Source organism: Streptomyces sp. H27-C3, from assembly GCF_030063415.1.
GTDB lineage: Bacteria > Actinomycetota > Actinomycetes > Streptomycetales > Streptomycetaceae > Streptomyces.
The window spans coordinates 118426-134716 of record NZ_JASITA010000019.1 but is presented as its reverse complement, the minus strand read 5'-3'; the positions used below and the strand labels follow the sequence as shown (position 1 = coordinate 134716).

15 protein-coding genes and 3 pseudogenes are annotated in these 16291 nt (G+C 71.8%); 8 read left to right on the top strand and 10 right to left on the bottom strand.

Annotated elements, in window-relative coordinates; all coding sequences use genetic code 11:
- Positions 1–97: 97 nt before the first annotated feature.
- From QMK30_RS38830 to QMK30_RS20590, 5 genes and pseudogenes are all read right to left on the bottom strand, one after another.
- Entirely contained in the window at positions 98–1261 is a 1164-nt protein-coding gene (locus QMK30_RS38830) for a sensor histidine kinase (protein ID WP_502963178.1), read from the bottom strand.
- A gap of 37 nt (positions 1262–1298) precedes the next feature.
- Positions 1299–1985, bottom strand: coding sequence for a nitrate- and nitrite sensing domain-containing protein (locus QMK30_RS38825; RefSeq protein ID WP_502963180.1), 687 nt, complete (start codon positions 1983–1985; stop codon positions 1299–1301).
- Positions 1883–2254 (bottom strand): hypothetical protein, encoded by a 372-nt coding sequence (locus tag QMK30_RS38820; RefSeq protein ID WP_502963177.1) that lies wholly within the window; start codon positions 2252–2254, stop codon positions 1883–1885. The genes QMK30_RS38825 and QMK30_RS38820 overlap by 103 nt, the downstream gene beginning before the upstream one ends.
- Positions 2255–2452: 198 nt before the next feature.
- A pseudogene (locus tag QMK30_RS20595) lies at positions 2453–2895 on the bottom strand (MHYT domain-containing protein); the annotation flags it as partial.
- A 10-nt stretch (positions 2896–2905) separates the two neighbouring features.
- Positions 2906–3328 (bottom strand): annotated as a pseudogene (locus QMK30_RS20590) (alpha/beta fold hydrolase); the annotation flags it as partial.
- Positions 3329–3430: 102 nt separating this feature from the next.
- Here QMK30_RS20590 and QMK30_RS20585 point away from each other — a divergent pair.
- On the top strand, positions 3431–3961 hold the full coding sequence (locus QMK30_RS20585; RefSeq protein ID WP_283519753.1) for a PadR family transcriptional regulator: 531 nt from the start codon (positions 3431–3433) through the stop codon (positions 3959–3961).
- Here the strand turns inward: QMK30_RS20585 and QMK30_RS20580 are convergent.
- Complete coding sequence (locus QMK30_RS20580) at positions 3941–4093, bottom strand: hypothetical protein (protein WP_502963176.1); 153 nt, start codon at positions 4091–4093, stop codon at positions 3941–3943. The two genes, QMK30_RS20585 and QMK30_RS20580, sit on opposite strands and share 21 nt — an antisense overlap.
- A gap of 170 nt (positions 4094–4263) precedes the next feature.
- On the opposite strand from QMK30_RS20580, the gene QMK30_RS20575 reads away from it, so the two are divergent.
- Complete coding sequence (locus tag QMK30_RS20575) at positions 4264–4527, top strand: hypothetical protein (RefSeq protein ID WP_283519772.1); 264 nt, start codon at positions 4264–4266, stop codon at positions 4525–4527.
- A gap of 80 nt (positions 4528–4607) precedes the next feature.
- Positions 4608–5408 carry a hypothetical protein gene (locus tag QMK30_RS20570; RefSeq protein ID WP_283519752.1) on the top strand — a complete coding sequence of 267 codons (801 nt, stop codon included), beginning with the start codon at positions 4608–4610 and terminating at the stop codon, positions 5406–5408.
- 75 nt (positions 5409–5483) lie between these two features.
- Here QMK30_RS20570 and QMK30_RS20565 read toward each other — a convergent pair whose 3' ends face one another.
- The 3 genes from QMK30_RS20565 to QMK30_RS20555 all read right to left on the bottom strand — a co-directional run bounded on the left by QMK30_RS20565 (position 5484) and on the right by QMK30_RS20555 (position 7411).
- Positions 5484–6026 carry an MOSC domain-containing protein gene (locus QMK30_RS20565; protein WP_283519751.1) on the bottom strand — a complete coding sequence of 181 codons (543 nt, stop codon included), beginning with the start codon at positions 6024–6026 and terminating at the stop codon, positions 5484–5486.
- A gap of 73 nt (positions 6027–6099) precedes the next feature.
- Positions 6100–6282: a tail-anchor membrane protein gene (locus QMK30_RS20560; protein ID WP_283519750.1), complete on the bottom strand. Its 183-nt coding sequence runs from the start codon at positions 6280–6282 to the stop codon at positions 6100–6102.
- Positions 6283–6352: 70 nt separating this feature from the next.
- On the bottom strand, positions 6353–7411 hold the full coding sequence (locus QMK30_RS20555) for a fatty acid desaturase family protein (protein WP_283519749.1): 1059 nt from the start codon (positions 7409–7411) through the stop codon (positions 6353–6355).
- A gap of 274 nt (positions 7412–7685) precedes the next feature.
- Here QMK30_RS20555 and QMK30_RS20550 point away from each other — a divergent pair.
- Positions 7686–10672: pseudogene (locus QMK30_RS20550) on the top strand (SCO1167/SCO6262 family helicase).
- Entirely contained in the window at positions 10669–11985 is a 1317-nt protein-coding gene (locus QMK30_RS20545) for an SWIM zinc finger family protein (protein WP_283519748.1), read from the top strand. The pseudogene QMK30_RS20550 and the gene QMK30_RS20545 overlap by 4 nt, the downstream one beginning before the upstream one ends.
- A gap of 58 nt (positions 11986–12043) precedes the next feature.
- Here the strand turns inward: QMK30_RS20545 and xylA are convergent, their stop codons facing one another.
- Positions 12044–13210, bottom strand: a complete 1167-nt coding sequence (xylA, locus tag QMK30_RS20540; RefSeq protein WP_283519747.1) for a xylose isomerase — start codon at positions 13208–13210, stop codon at positions 12044–12046.
- Between the two features lie 86 nt (positions 13211–13296).
- Between xylA and xylB the strand changes: the two genes are divergently transcribed.
- The 3 genes from xylB (at position 13297) to QMK30_RS20525 (ending at position 16257) form a co-directional block, all read left to right on the top strand.
- Positions 13297–14745, top strand: coding sequence for a xylulokinase (gene xylB, locus QMK30_RS20535; protein WP_283519746.1), 1449 nt, complete (start codon positions 13297–13299; stop codon positions 14743–14745).
- On the top strand, positions 14742–15929 hold the full coding sequence (locus QMK30_RS20530; protein WP_283519745.1) for an ROK family protein: 1188 nt from the start codon (positions 14742–14744) through the stop codon (positions 15927–15929). Before xylB ends, QMK30_RS20530 begins: the two co-directional genes overlap by 4 nt.
- A gap of 106 nt (positions 15930–16035) precedes the next feature.
- Entirely contained in the window at positions 16036–16257 is a 222-nt protein-coding gene (locus QMK30_RS20525; RefSeq protein ID WP_283519744.1) for a hypothetical protein, read from the top strand.
- The last annotated feature ends 34 nt before the right edge of the window (positions 16258–16291 follow it).

Here is a 16291-nt window from a genome sequence, read left to right as displayed (position 1 = left end):
CTTCGCGCAGTTGCGGGACGAGGCCGGCCTGCCGGACCCTGCGTGGGAGTTCGCCCTCGGACTCCCGGATCCCCGTCGTGTCCCCTCCCGGTCGCCGTCACCACCGGCACGGCCGCGGGCGCGGCGCGGTGACTCCGGCGGGCGCCGGTGCCCGTTGTTGGGCGGCCGGGGCAGGCCGGGACGGCGACGCGGGAAACGCGGTGCCATTCGTGCGCCCCTGCTGCGCGACACCCGGGGCGTGAGCGGGACGGGAGGGCGAAAGGGTTCCCCGCAGCTGCGGCTGCTCCCCACGTTCGGTGTGATCCGCATCCCGCGGTGGGCAGTCCTTCCTGGTGACGGCGCTCTGCAACAGAGGGACCGGCAGCAGGACGACCGCGGTGGTACCGCCGTAGGGAGAGGTGCGCAGATGGACCTTGATGTCGTGGCGGGAGGAGAGCCTGCCGACGACGAGGAGGCCGAGCCGGTCACTGTCGAAGAGGTCGAGGGCCTCGGACTGTTCGATCCTGCGGTTGGCCTCGGCGAGTACCTCCTTGCCCATGCCGATTCCGCGGTCCTCGATCTCCAGGGCGTACCCCTTGCCGACGAGCTCGCCGCTGACGCGCACCCTGGTGTGCGGAGGGGAGAACTGGGCGGCGTTCTCGATGAGTTCGGCGAGAAGATGGGTGAGGTCGGCGACTGCGGCGCCGACGACAGCCGTCTCGGACAGCTGCCGTACTTCCACGCGCGCGTAGTCCTCGAATTCGGAGACCGCTGCACGGACGACGTTCGTCAGCGGTACGGGTTTGCTCCATGCGCGGCCGGGGGCCGCCCCGGACAGGATGATCAGGCTTTCCGCGTGCCTGCGCATCCGGGTGGTGAGGTGGTCGAGACGGAAGAGGTCACTGAGTTCGCCCGGGTCGTCCGCGCGGTGCTCCATGCTGTCGAGCAGGTTGAACTGACGGTGGACCAGCACCTGGCTGCGCCGGGCGAGGTTGACGAAGATCCCGGAGACCCCGCCGGCGAGTTCGGCACGTTCGGCGGCCGCGACGAGAGCCGCGCGGTGCACGGTGGCGAGGGCTTCGCCGACCTGGCCGATCTCGTCCTCGGCGGGTCGCCCTTGCGGGGCTTCCGCATCGATGTCGAGTTCCTCCCCGGCGCGGAGCCGGTGCATGGCGTGCGGCAGTTTGCGCCGGGCGATCTCCAGAGCGTTGTTGCGCAGGCCGGCGAGTTCGACGACGAGGCCGTGGCCGATGCGTACGGAGATGACGAGGGAGACGAGCACGGCGACGAGTCCCAGGAGTACGGCCGCGCCCGCGGGTTCAGCACGCTGTCGGCCAGCGAGTCGGTGCGACCGGCCGCGTTCCCGTCGGCCTCCGCGCCGATCGCGCGTACGGCACGGCGCACACTGGTGTGGGCCTGCTCCCAGGTGTCCACCGGGACGGCGAGGGCGCCTTCCGGCCGGGCGCGGCGGCGGCCACCTCCTGCTCGGCGGTGAGCACGGTGTTGTACGCGCTGCCCTTGGTGAATGCGCGCCAGGCCTCGCGCTGGGGGCCCGGCAGGTCGCTTGCGGCTGACGCGGTCAAGTTCATGCGGGTCTCGATGGTTCCGCCGAAGAGGCGCAGCCGCCGCACGTCGAAGGTCCGGCCGAGTTGCGCGGAGGTGAGCAACGCGTCCTCGCGCGACAGCATCTCGCCGGCTCGGGCGAATTCGAGCAGCACGCGCGCGTCGGAGCCCAGCCTGGCCTCCTGAATGCCGGTGAGTGTTCCCGTGACGCGGAACGCGGCGTCGATGGTCCGGGTGTACTGCTCGTACGCCTTGTCCCAGTCGGCGCTGCGGTCGACGACTCCGGTACGCAGGTCGCGCAACTGCTGCGCACTGGCAACGAACGCTTCGAGTCCGGCAGTCACCGGGCCCGGGAGGTCCGCGCCGGCGGCGACGGTGTGGTCGTCGTCGAGCCGGAGCCCGGCCACTGCCGCATCAGTGCGTTTGCCCTGCTGCTCGAATATGTCAGCGCGTTCGTCGCCGGCCCCCTGGGGGGCGCCCGATAGCGCACCGCTGCCCGGCGCTCGGCCCGGAGCTCGGCGACGGTGGCGCTCACGGGGGTGCGGATCTGCTCGTCAACCCGCTGCACCTGCCGTTGCCGTGCCACGTCCTGCGCCGTGGTGACGGTGGCGAAGCCCCAGAGCACGAGGAGGGACACGACGGGCACCATCAGCAGCGAGACGACCTTCGCCCGCGCGGTCCTCGGGCGAAGCCGCCACGTCACAGGTGTCATGGCGATAGGCCGGGGGCTGCCCGGTGGTGGCCCCTGCACACGGCGTTCGTCGGCCGCGCCCCCGGCGTGCGCCCGCCGTCCGCGCGCCGGGGGCGCGGACCGGGATGGTGTTTCGTCGCCCGGGGTCCTGCGGGGTGTGCGCATGGCCTCCTCGTTCCGGATACGTCTCGCGCGGACCAGCCGCGGTGCGGGGCGGGGCTAGTGAACGGGCTCGGTTCCGGCCAGGCGCACCGCGGTGGCATCGGCCTCCCGCTCGCGCGCGGTCGGGGACAGCGCGACGAAGGCGGAGGTGAGGAAGAGGTACGACCCGAGGCCCACGGCGAGGCGGAGGATGAACTGCATCGCCGTGGCCCCCGGGAGCTCGGCGCTCGACGGGTTCACCCGCACGCTCACCGCCGCCATTCCCGTGTAATGCATGCTGCTGACCGCCGCGCCCATGACGAGCGATAAGCGACGGCGACGGCGGCCGGGGACTTGATGTTCAGCGCCGCCCAGAGAGCGGCGGTCGCCGCGACGACGGCGATGACGACGGACAGCGCGACAAGCACCGGGGCGTAGGAGACGTCGCCGTGCAGCCGCAGCGCCGCCATGCCGAGGTAATGCATGCTCGCGACGCCGAGGCCCGTGGTGAGGCCGCCAAGCGGTCACGGCCGACGCGATGCCGCGGCTGCCGGCCGTCCGCGGCGGGTCGGGATCCAAGTTGGCCTCCGTGAGGACCAGTCCGGACACCAGCTCAGGTCGCCGGTGCGCCAGCACGACGGCAACCGACCCGCCCATACTGTGCGCCACCACGACGGCGCCGCGCACATCTGCCTCGTCGAGTACGGCCCCCAGTGCCGACGCATGGTCTTCCAGCGAGTAGCCGAAGTCCGCGGGGCGGTCACTGATTCCATGGCCCGGCAGAACGACGAAGAGTGACCTTCGGCCCGCGAGGTCCGGGTGGGACGCGATGTGCGCGTGATAGACGGTCGAGGCCGCGCCGAGCCCGTGAACGTACACCCTCGCCGGTCCGGCGCCCGCCGACTCCGTCCACCTGACCACACTCCCCCGTGCGTCGAACCGTGCCTGCCGCATCCTCGTCCCCTCCCACTCGTCCCGCACTTTTCGACGCAGCATACATCGACACCGATGTATTACGTCGACGATGTACAGCGGGAATGGTGCACCATGGGGGGCATGCTGGAACTCGCCATACTCGGATTCCTCTACGACACCCCGCTGCACGGCTACGAACTGCGCAAACGCATCACCGCACTGACCGGGCACGTCCGGCCGGTCGCCGAGAGCACGCTCTATCCGGCCATCAAAAGGCTGGAGAAGGCAGGCATGCTGGCGCGCGAGACCCGGCCCGGATCCGTGGCCGCACCTCGCCACGTCCTCACACTCACCGACGCCGGCCGACGGGAACTGCGCAGGCGCCTCGCGCATCCCGAGCGGCCCGAGATCACCGACGAGAACCGCTGGTTCGCGCTGCTCGCCTTCCTGCGCCACCTGGATGACTCCGACGCGCAGGCCGGCGTACTGCGTCGACGACTGGAGTTCCTGGAAGAACCCGCGAGCTTCTTCTACGAGGGCGACCGGCCGCTGCGCGCGGAGGAGTTGGATGATCCCTTCCGGCGCGGCATCCTCACTGTCGTCCGGGCGACCAGCCGGGCGGAAGTCACCTGGCTGCGCGCCACCCTCCGGTCACTCGGCGGCGGTCGCTGAGGGCCTTATATGCGGCATCGGCCAGCCGCCCGAACCGGGCGTCGGGAACGTCCCCAGGTCGCCGACGCGGTAGCCGTCGGGACACCACTTGATCTCCGGGTTCTGCCGGGCGCGGTGCGGCGCGGAGCGCATTCGTGGCCGGGCAGGCTGCGCCCAACCGTAGGAGTCCGGCGAGCGCTTCGGCCTACCGTCCCCCTTCTGTCTCCAGCGGTCCAATTCTACGTTGGGGGGACATACTTGAAAGATCGGCGATCGAGCCACTCAAGGGGAAGGTGGTCACGGTGTTGGACAGACTCCGGAAGCTGTTCGAGTGGGCTGCGGGTCCGCGGCCGGAGCGCCCGGACACCCGGCAGCACAATATTTTCGAGGCCGCGGCGACCTACGTGTCCGCGTGCGCCGAGGACGACCAGCAGGGGATCGACGAGGCTGCCGGCTGGGTGTCGCCCGAGGCCCTCTCCTTCGGAGTCAACGAGCTGGCCTGCCGGGCGGTCATCGCGCTCGCGCGCGAGCGCGACGAGTCCCCGCAGCGCGTGGCGCGTACGCTTCTGGGCCTGCCGGCCGCCTGACCGCGCAGGACAAGGCTCGTGACAAGAACCTCGCGATCCCATTAGGGTGCGCCGACGACCGATCCGATGGGGAGGCTGCCGTGACCGGGCCGGACACCGCCGAGGACACCGAGGACGCACTGTTTGTGCTGACCGCGGTGCTGCTGACGCCCGCGAAGTTCCCGAGCGTGCTCGGCGACGACTACCCGCAGGCCTGCGCGGCGCTCGGCCTTGAGCCGTACGCCGAGGGGTACGGGCTTGTGCTCGGCCAGGACGGCGCGGGTGCGCGGTGGACCGTGGTCATCGACGACGTGTCCCTGGTGGCGGTCGCCATCGCGTCCTGGGACTGCGGCATGGAGTACGACCTGTCCCCCGACGAGCGCACGATCGTCGCCGGGCTGCCCGGCTGGCCGCTCATGCTCGCGGTCTCCGCGCCCGGCGTGCCGGAACCGCACGACCCCTCTCCGGACGACATGCCGGACGGCGGGAACCGCCCCCCTCTCACGCCTCCTGACAGCGACCAGTGGGGAGCGGCCCAGCGGCGTCTCGGTGCGGACGAGATCGCTCTGCAGTGGGCGGCGTGGCGTGAGCAGATCGATGACGCGGAGACTTTCGCCGCTCCCGGGGCCGCGCCGCACGCGGGCGTGCGGCGCGTCATCGAGGAGCTGCACGGTTATGTGGAGACCCCGCCGCCACCGGGGCGGGTGCGTTCGACGTTCGCCTCGGGTGAGGCCCGTACGCTCCGCGCCGACGGTCCCGGTTGGTCGGTGATCGCCAGGACCGACGACATCGCCTTCGTACTGCTCGATGACGAGCCGGGAGAGGTCCTCCCGATCGGCAGGGGGCACGAACTGCCGGGGTTGCTGGAGGCGCTCGACAAGATCGCCGTACGGCCCGCCTGACCGGCGTCACGGTACGCCGCCCGGTCGTTGAGTGGGCCGGTGGTCACGGGGCGCCGGGTCGACCGGGGCCCGGGATCAGACCCGGTCGAGGGGGCGGTGCGGCTCGGGTGGCAGCTCCGCCTCGATGCGGTCACCGGGCCGTATCACTCCGCCCGCCCTGACAACGCTCATGATCCCGGCCTTGCGCACGACGTGGCCGGTGGCGTCCCGGCCGACCACCTGCTTGAGAAGGCCGTCCTGAAAGGCGTCGATCTGGAGGCAGGGGTTGCGCAGGCCGGTGACCTCCAGGAGCGCCTCGTCCCCGATGCGCAGCAGGGTGCCGGCCGGCAGGCCGAGCAGGTCGATGCCGCCGGTGGTGACGTTCTCCCCGAGCTGGCCCGGTTCCACGTCGAAGCCCTCCGCCAGCACCTCGCCGAACAGTTCCTCGTGCAGGAGGTGCACCTGGCGCAGGTTCGGCGCGGTGGGGTCCTGGGCGATCCGGGAACGGTGCTTGACCGTCACGCCCGCGTGGACGTCACCCTCCACACCGAGCCCGGCCAGCAGGGTGATGCTGTCGCGCGTCGGCTTGTGGAAGGAGTACTCGGCGTTACTGCAGACCGACGTGACCATGCCACCCATTGCGCGGGACTCCCTCATCCGTTGTCCCCTACCGGTGGTCCATCGTCACCGGTAGGGGCAGGACCTGGCCGGATCAGCGGCCGATTTCCTTGCGCGAGATCCTGCGCAGCCTGCGCCGCTGCGAATCGTCCAGCATCAGGTAGGCCGCGACCGGAACTCCGACCAAGATGAGCAGGCCCGGCCAGAAGCCGACCAGCATCATCAGTGCGATGCCCACCACCACGCCACCGGCGGCGACCTTAGCGCTCTTCGACATCTTCGACGCCTCCTTCGCGGCTGCTGCCGCTCCCTGCCTCGACAACGTGCGCGACCGCCCCGCAGTTCCGCTAGGCGACCACGATCGGCTCCGGCGCCGACCTGAGCGGCTCGCCGACCTCGTGCATGTGCTGCAGCGCCTGACGGTAGGACTCGATCAGACCGGTCTCCGCGTACGACATACCCAGAGCACGGCAGTGCTCACGCACCAGCGGCTGGGCACGCCTCAGATGCGGGCGCGGCATGCTCGGGAACAGGTGATGCTCGATCTGGTAGTTGAGACCGCCGAGAAACCAGTCGGTGAGGATCCCACCGCGCACATTGCGCGAAGTGAGTACCTGGCGCTGCAGGTGCCCCCAGCGCTCGCCGTCCGGGGCGGGCATTTCCATGCCCTTGTGGTTGGGCGCGAACGCCATGCCCAGGTGAAGTCCGAAGATCGCGTGATGCAGCAGCGCGAACGCGACGGCCTTGCCCACCGACATGGTCGTCAGCAACAGCGTGGCGTATCCCGCGAGGTGCGCCACCAGCAGCGCGCCCTCCAGGATCCGCTCGCGCGCCCCCTGACGGCGCAGGTCCTGGAAGCCGGAGATCTTCAGGGCGATGCCTTCGAGCAGCAGCATGGGGAAGAACAGTCGCGCCTGGTTGCGGGTCAGCCAGCGGGCGAAGCCCTCACGCTGCGCGGCCTGCTCCTGGGTCCAGACGAGCGCCCCGACTCCGACATCGGGGTCCTTGTCGATGTGGTTCGGATTGGCGTGGTGGCGTACGTGCTTGTCGTTCCACCAGGCCTGGCTCATACCAAGCAGCAGGTTCCCGTGGATGAGCCCGATGGCCCGGCCGAGGCCGCGGCCGGCGGTTATCTGTGAGTGTCCCGCGTCGTGACCGACGAAGGCCGTGCGGCCCCACAGCACCGCGAGGGGCAGTGCGAGTGCGAGGGCCCACCAGGAGTCGCCGATGAGCACTATGCCGGTGAGAACAACGGCAAGAGCGAGCAGGTTGGCCGCGATTCCCATCGTGTACCAGCCGGTGCGCCGCTCCAGGAGACCTTGCTCCCTGACGGCTCGCAGAAGTGGGGCGAAGTCGCTCCCTGACGTCGCTGCCGTGGATTCCGCGGCAGTGGCGGCCTGGGGCATAGGGGTCTCCGGATCTTTAGAGCAGGCTTTTGACCTGATGAAACTACGGAACGGAATCCTTGTTGACCATGGCACTACCCCTATGACTTCCAACCCGACTTCACTGACGCCGGCGCCTTGACGCGATGGTGGTGGACGTGCAGCTGAGGCTGAAGTGAACCAAACGGGGCTACGTGATCCACCTCACGGCCGCCGCATGGGCGTAAAGGATGGGCGTTGCGGTACATTCGGCGACTCCACCAGCACTAGTCAAACTTGAGGAATGCTCATCGCTGTGCATCGGCATCCTTCGGCAACGACCTCCGAGATCACCGAACTCATCAGTTGTTCCGCCCTCTTCCTGCCAGGTGACCCGCCGCGCACCGGCCGGGTCGCCTTCTGGCGGACGGACGGGAGCGAGCCTCCGTCCGCGCCCGGCCCGGTCGAAGAGCTGACCATGGTCACGGCCGATGCCACGTTGCGCACCGTACGGGCGACACTCCTGCCCGTACGTAGGGCTCTGCCCGTCCTGACCAGGGCGCGCTCGTCCGCGGACGCCGATCCCGCCACCGCCTTCTGGGGCGCGGCGGCGCTCGTCGCCCTCCAGCTCGCCGCGCGCGGGCGCCTGCTGCCCGGTCTGACCGCCACCGACCACGACGCCTGGCGGGCCGGGCCACTCGCCGCAGAGGATCTTGACCGCGTACAGGAGTTGGCGGCCTCCATGCCGCCCGCCGCGCACGCCGTACCGCTCGACGCGAGCGAGGTCCCCCTCCGGCTGCCCGCGCCCGATCAGCTCCTGCGGGCGTTCCTGGACGCGGTCGCCGACGGCCTGCCGCGGACACCCGCCGCGGCGGTCGCATCCGCGGCTCCCGCCTTTGCCGCGGCCGAGCCGCAGCGGCTGCCCGAGCAGCGGGCCTGGGCCGCGGACGTGGCCGCAGGGCACGACGCGGGCGTACGGATCTCGCTGCGGATCGAGCTGCCGGGACTCACGGCGGCCGGCTCCGGCGCCGGCCGGGGCGACGGGGCCACGGACAGCGGGGACGGGCTCGTCTTCCGCGCCGTCCTCCAGATGCACAGCGTCAGCGACCCCTCGCTGGTCGCGGACGCCACCGAGGTGTGGGCGGGGAGCAGGCACAGCGGTACGGCGTTCGGGCCGCGGGCCCGCATGGACGCGCTGCTGGCCCTGCGCCGTGCCGTCCGTGCCTGGTCGCCGCTGGCACCACTGCTTTCGGCCGCCGTTCCCGACACGATCGAGCTGGCCGACGAAGAGGTCAACGAACTGCTCGGAGAGGCCGCCCGCGCGCTCGCCGCCACCGGCGTCCAGGTGCACTGGCCCCGGGAGCTGGCCCGCAAGCTGACCACCCGCGCCGTCGTCGGTCCACCGGGAACGGCCGGTGAACCCGGCGGGGGCGAGAGCAGCCACGAGGGCAAGGGCCCGCAGAAGCCCTCGTCCGACCTGCCGTCATTTCTGTCCGCCGAGTCCCTGCTCGCCTTCAACTGGTCGTTCGCACTGGGCGATCAACAGCTCACCAGGGCCGAGCTCGACCGGCTGGCCGAGGCCGGCAGACCGGTGGTGCGGCTGCGCGACCAGTGGGTGCTGATCGATCCGGATCAGGCCCGCCGCGCGCGGGACCGCCACGACCGCAAGGTCGCGCCGATCGATGCCCTCGGCGCCGCGCTGACCGGCCGCACGGAGGTCGACGGACAGCGGGTCGACGTACAGGCCACGGGGTGGCTCGCACAGTTGCGGGACCGGCTGGCCGATCCGGAGGGCCCCGGGCTCCAGACCATCGCGCAGCCGGCCGCCCTGGCGGCGACCCTGCGTGACTACCAGCTGCGCGGCCTCAACTGGCTGCACCACATGACGTCCTTGGGGCTCGGCGGCTGTCTCGCCGACGACATGGGGCTCGGCAAGACCATCACGCTCATCGCCCTGCATCTGCACCGGCAGACCGACGAGCGGGCCGCTGGGCCCACCCTCGTGGTCTGCCCGACATCCCTCATGGGCAACTGGCAGCGCGAGATCGAAAAGTTCGCACCGGGCATCGCCGTCCGGCGCTTCCACGGGTCATCGCGCAGCCTGGAGGACCTGACGGACGGCGGGTTCGTCCTGACGACGTACGGCACCATGCGCCTCGACGCACCACGGCTGGCCGGGGCGGGGCCGTGGGCCTCGTCGTGGACGAGGCACAGCACGTCAAGAATCCGCACTCGGCGACCGCCAAGCAGCTCAGGACGATCGGCGCCCACGCGCGCGTGGCGCTCACCGGCACTCCGGTGGAGAACAATCTCTCCGAACTGTGGGCGATTCTCGACTGGACGACACCCGGCCTGCTCGGCCGCGTGGGGACCTTCCGCAGGCACTACGCCCAGGCGATCGAGAGCGGCGACGACCCGGCGGCGGCCGAGCGGCTCTCCAAGCTCGTGCGTCCCTTCCTGCTACGCCGCCGCAAGTCGGATCCCGGTATCGCACCCGAGCTGCCGCCGAAGACGGAGACCGACCGTGCCGTCTCGCTCACGGCGGAGCAGGCCGGGCTGTACGAAGCGGTGGTGCGCGAGACGCTCGCGGAGATCTCCGGGGCCGACGGTTTCGCCCGCCGAGGTCTTGTGGTCAAGCTACTGACCGCGCTGAAGCAGATCTGCAACCACCCGGCGCAGTACCTGAAGGAACACAGTTCGCAGGAGCACAGTTCGCAGCATCGTGGCTCGCAGGATCGTGGCTCGCACGGTGGACGGCTTCGTATCGCGGGCCGGTCGGGGAAGCTGGAGCTGCTGGACGAGCTCCTCGACACCATCCTGGCCGAGGACGCGAGCGTGTTGATCTTCACGCAGTACGTGCAGATGGCGCGGCTGCTGGAGAGGCATCTCGCGGCACGCGGCGTGAGCACCCAGTTCCTGCACGGCGGTACGCCCGTCCCGCAGCGCGAGGCCATGGTGCAGCGGTTCCAGGACGGTGAGGTCCCGGTGTTCCTGCTGTCGTTGAAGGCGGCCGGCACCGGGCTCAACCTCACCCGGGCCGCCCATGTCGTGCACTACGACCGCTGGTGGAACCCGGCCGTCGAGGCGCAGGCCACCGACCGCGCGTACCGCATCGGGCAGACCCAGCCGGTGCAGGTGCACCGGCTGATCGCCGAGGGGACCATCGAGGACCGGATCGCCGACATGCTCGCGCGCAAGCAGCGACTCGCGGACTCCGTCCTCGGCTCCGGCGAGGCAGCGCTGACCGAACTGTCCGACGCCGAGCTGGCGGACCTGGTGGAGCTGCGAGGGGGCGCCCGATGAACGAGCGGAGCGAAGGCGAGACGTACGAGCAGGGGGCCGAGCGCACTTTCGGCGCCCTGCCTCCCGCCCAGGGGCGCGGTTTCGCGCGGACTTGGTGGGGTCTGGCCTGGATGAAGGCACTGGAGGACTCCGCTCTCGACGGGCAGCAGCTCAAGAAAGGGCGCAAGTACGCGCGCGAGGCCGCGGTCGGTGCCGTGTCCGTTCGGCCGGGCCGGATCACGGCCGTGGTCCGCGAACGGGACGGCTCGGCGTACCGCAGTGATGTGCTGCTTCAGCAGCTGAGCGAGGAGGAGTGGGACAGGTTCCTCGACATGGCGGTCGACCGCTCCGGGCACATCGCGGCGCTGCTCGACCGGGACATGCCGCCGCATCTGGTGGAGGACGCGGCGGCGGCCGGAGTCGAACTGCTGCCGGGCATGGGCGACCTGGAGCCCGAGTGCTCCTGCGAGGCGTGGGACCACTGTCCGCACACCGCGGCACTCTGCTACCAGGTGGCCAGGCTGCTGGACGAGGACCCTTTTGTGCTGCTGCTGATACGCGGGCGGAGGGAGCGCGAGTTGCTCGACGAGCTGCAGGTGCGCAGCGCCTCCAGGGCGGCGCCCCAGGAACCCCAGGGGGCGCATGAGGACGAGCGCACGCCGGAGGGCGTACGCGCCGACGAGGCGTACGCGGCGTGGAACACGCGGGCGGCACCGCCCTCTCCCCCGCCGCTCCCGGACGAGCCGGGACAGCCGCCGGTCCTCGACACGGAGACGGGGCCCGCGCCCGGGGTAGGCGCGCCGGGAATCGATGTGCCGACGCTGGAGTTCCTGGCGCGGGACACGGCTGTCCGGGCGCGGCGCATGCTGGCGGAAGCACTGTCGGCCGGGCATGAACGGCGCCCGGTGGAGGAGGAGCTGACGGAGTCGCAGGACGCGGTGCGGCTGGCCGCGAGTGGTCCCGAGCCACGGATCGTCGCACGTCTCGCGGCGGGGACCGGGCGGGACCGGGCCGAACTGGCCCTGGCCGTCCGGGCGTGGGGGTACGGAGGGTGCGCAGCGCTCGCCGTCCTGGAGGAGGAGTGCTCACCGGAGCCGGAGGCACTCGCGCGCGCCAGGACCCGGCTGGCCGAGGCGTGGGAGGAGGGCGAGCGCCCGCAGCTGCGGGCCCAGCGCAACCGGTGGACCGTGGCCGGCTCGGACGCACAGCTGCGGTACGGGCACGACGGCCGTTGGTGGCCCTACCGCAAGGAGCGCGGGCGCTGGACGCCCGCCGGTCCCGCCGACCAGGACCCGGCGTCGGCGCTCGCTGTCGTGCTTCTGGGAGACGGATGACGGGCCGCCTCTGCTGCCGCCGGCCGTCGTCGGCGGCAGCAGGGGCGACTACAACGGGTCAGCCTCGCGCGGCCAGCAGATGGTCCATGGCCAGCTGGTCGAGCCGTTCGAACGCCATGCCCCGCTCGGCGGCGGCCGTCGCGTCGAACTCCTCGTAGGACCCGCGGTCGGCCAGCAGTGCCGCCAGGCCGTCCGCGGCGGTGGGCTGCGCCAGCTCGTCGAGACGGGAGGCGATCAGCGCCTCCTGGACCTCCGGGTCGGCGCGGAAGATGGCGGCCCGCTCCTTGAGGATCAGGTAGTTGCGCATGCAGCCGGCCGCGGAGGCCCACACCCCGTCGAGGTCCTCGGTGCGCGGCGGCTTGAAGTCGAAGTGCCGCGAGCCCTCCCATCCCGACGTCTCCAGCAGGTCGACCAACCAGAATGCCTGTCGCAGGTCGCCCGCGCCGAAGCGCAGATCCTGGTCGTACTTGATGCCGGTCTGGCCGTTGAGGTCGATGTGGAAAAGCTTGTCCGCCCACAGCGCCTGTGCGATGCCGTGCGGGAAGTTGAGCCCGGCCATCTGCTCGTGGCCCGTCTCCGGGTTGACGCCGTACATCTCGGGTTGCTCCAGGCGCTCGATGAACGCGAGGGCGTGCCCGATGGTGGGCAGCAGGAAGTCGCCGCGCGGCTCGTTGGGCTTGGGTTCGATGGCGAAGCGCAGGTCGTAGCCCTGCTCGACGACGTACGCGCCCAGCAGGTCGAAGGCCTCCTTCATCCGGTCCAGTGCGACCCGGACGTCTTTGGCGGCTCCCGACTCCGCGCCCTCGCGGCCTCCCCACGCGACGTAGGTCCGCGCCCCGAGCTCGACGGCGAGATCAATGTTGCGGATCGTCTTGCGCAGCGCGAAGCGGCGCACGTCACGGTCGTTGGCGGTGAACGCGCCGTCCTTGAAGACCGGGTGGGTGAAGAGATTCGTGGTGGCCATGGGCACCACCAGGCCGGTCTCGTCGAGCGCCTGCCGGAACCGCTTGATGTGGGACTCGCGCTCGGACTCCGACGCGCCGAACGGGATCAGGTCGTCGTCGTGGAAGGTCACGCCGTACGCGCCGAGCTCGGCCAGCCTGCGCACGGACTCCGCGGGCTCCAGGGCCCGCCGGGTCGCATCGCCGAACGGGTCCCGTCCTTGCCATCCCACGGTCCACAGGCCGAAGCTGAATTTGTCCTCGGGGGTGGGCTGGTGGTTCATACACGCTCCCTCGACTATTTCGTCATGGCCCTTAACAAATTAGTTATCCGGGGGCATCCTTGGGAAGGCTTGGAAACGGAGAAATCATGACTGCCGCACCGCACGGGCCGCTCGTCGTGGGGGTCGACAGTTCCACCCAGTCCACGAAAGTGCTGGTCGTCGATACCGCGACCGGCGAGGTCGTGGCGCGCGGCCAGGCGCCGCACGCGGTCATCGGGGACGGCGGAGCCCGGGAGAGCGACCCCGAGAGGTGGTGGCAGGCGCTCACCGAGGCCCTGCATCAGTGCGGGCCTCCGGCCCGCCGCGCCTCGGCGATCGCGGTCGGCGGCCAGCAGCACGGCCTGGTCACCCTCGACGAAGCGGGCCGCCCGGTGCGGCCGGCGATGCTCTGGAACGACGTACGGTCCGCACCGCAGAGCGAGCGCCTGATCGAGCGTTTCGGCGGCCCGAAGGCCTGGGCGGAGCGGACCGGCAGCGTGCCCGCCGCCGCGTTCACCGTCACCAAGTGGGCGTGGCTGTGCGAGAACGAACCGGACGCCGCGCGCGCGACGGCGGCCGTCAGGCTGCCGCACGACTACCTCACCGAGCGGCTCACCGGCCGGGGCATCACCGACCGGGGCGACGCGTCGGGCACCGGCTGGTGGGCGACCGGCACAGAGGCGTACGACGAGGAGATCCTCGCGCTCGTCGGCCTCTCCCCCGCCCTGCTCCCCGAGGTCGTACGCCCCTTCGACGCGGCGGGTACGGTACGCCGTCTGCCGGAACTCCCGCTGGCCGAGGGCACGCTGGTGGCTCCCGGCACCGGCGACAACGCGGCGGCCGCACTCGGCCTCGGGCTGCGCCCCGGTCTGCCGGTGATGAGCCTGGGCACATCGGGCACGGTGTACGCCGTCTCCGCGCGCCCCTCCGCGGACCCGACCGGCACCGTGGCGGGTTTCGCCGACGCGCGCGGCGACTGGCTGCCGCTCGCCTGCACGCTGAACTGCACCCTGGCGGTCGACCGGATCGCCGCGCTGCTCGGGCGGGACCGGGAGGCGGTCGAGGCGGGCGGCAGCGCGGTGGTGCTGCCCTTCCTGGACGGCGAGCGCACACCCAATCTGCCCGGCGCCTCCGGCCTGCTGTACGGGCTGCGCCACGACACGTCGCCGGGGCAGATCCTCCAGGCGGCCTACGAGGGTGCGGTGTACGCGCTGCTCGCCGGCCTGGACCGCGTCCTCGACGCCGACGCCGATCCCGCCGCGCCTCTCCTGCTGATCGGTGGCGGCGCGCGGGGAACGGCGTGGCGCGAGACCGTGCAGCGGCTGTCCGGCCGCGCCGTGCAGGTGCCCGCCTCGCAGGAACTGGTCGCCCTCGGCGCCGCCGCACAGGCGGCCGCCCTGATCACCGGCGAGGACCCGGCGGCGGTCGCACGGCGCTGGGACACGGCGTGCGGGCCGCTGCACGCGCCGGCCGAGACCGACGAGGCCGCCCGGGAAAGACTGCGTACCGTACTGACCGGCGCCGACGCCCTGTTGCGCCAGGAGGGAAGCTCGTGACCACCACGCCCGGGCCATTGACCCGGCCGCTGACCCAGCAGGGCATCCGGCGGCGCAACCTTTCCCTGGTGCTGCACGCGGTCGCCGCGCACGGCCCGCTGTCCCGGGCCACTGTCGCCGGCCGAGTGGGACTGACCCGCGCCGCCGTGTCGTCCCTCGTCGACGAACTCATCCGCACCGGACTGCTCATCGAGCTCGGACGCGAACAGTCCGGGACGGTCGGCCGCCCCGGCAGCGCCCTGGCGCTCGCGCCCAACGGCCCGGTCGGCATCGGCGCCGAGGTCGGCGTCGACCACCTCACGGTGTGCGCCGTGGACCTGCACGGCAAGGTGCGCGCCCGCGCCACGGTGGAGGGCAGCAACCGGGGCCGCGAGGCCGAGCCGGTGCTCAAGGAACTCACCGAGCTGCTGCGGCAGGTGACGGACGCGGTCAAGGCCGAGGGGCTGCGGCCCGCAGGCACCGCGGTCGCCGTGCCGGGCCTCGTCGCGCGGGACACCCACACAGTGGTCCGCGCCCCCAACCTGGGCTGGACGGACGTCGACGTCAGCGAGTTCCTGCCGTACGGGCCCCTCCTGAGCGTCGACAACGAGGCGAACCTCGGCGCGCTCGCGGAACTGTGGCTCGGCGGCGACCCGGCGCCGCAGGACTTCGTGCATGTGTCGGTGGAGATCGGCATCGGCGCGGCCGTGGTCATCGAGGGCCGACTGCTGCGCGGAACGCACGGCTACGCCGGGGAACTGGGGCATGTGCCCGTACGACCGGAGGGTCCCCCCTGTCCCTGCGGCGGACGCGGCTGCCTGGAGCAGTACGCGGGCGAGGAGGCCGTGCTGCGCGCGGCCGGGCTCACGGCCGGGACCCGGCCGGTCGACCTGCTGGCCACCCGCGCGGCCGAGGGCGATCCTGCTGTACGACGTGCCCTGCGCGCGGCGGGATCGGCACTCGGCGTCGCGCTCGCCGGCGCGGTCAACCTCCTGGACCCGCAGGCGATCGTGCTGGGTGGCGCACTGTCCCGGCTGGCACCGTGGCTGCTGCCCTCGCTGGAGCGGGAGCTGACCCGGCGCACAACGGAATCCGCACGCCCCACGCTGACCGTTTCGCGCCTCGGCTCGGACGGGCCACTGCTGGGCGCGGCGCACTCGGTCGTACGGGCGGTACTGGACGACCCGGCGGCGTACGGCCACTGATCCGGCGCGGTCGGGTGCCGCCCGGGGCCGTGCCCGAACTTTCGTCCGGCGCGCAGAGCTCACCCCCTCTCGGCCGGGCAGCCGGGAAGCCTGCGAAGATCAAGGGATGGACGACACCGAGAAGCACCTGGCAGTACTGGAACTGGCCGTGAAGCGGCTGCGGGATGCCGAGGCGGCCCTCAACGCCGCGCGGCTGGACGTCGAAACGGAGGCCGTGGCCGCGGTGCGGGCGGGCGCCGATGTGCGGGAGGTCGCCGGTCTCTCCGGCATCGCGCCCGGCGACATCGCGCAGCTCGGCGCGACCATGTCGGAGAACCCGCCGGTATAGCCGAGCGCCCGGGAACGCCCGGGGCGGCGGGGGC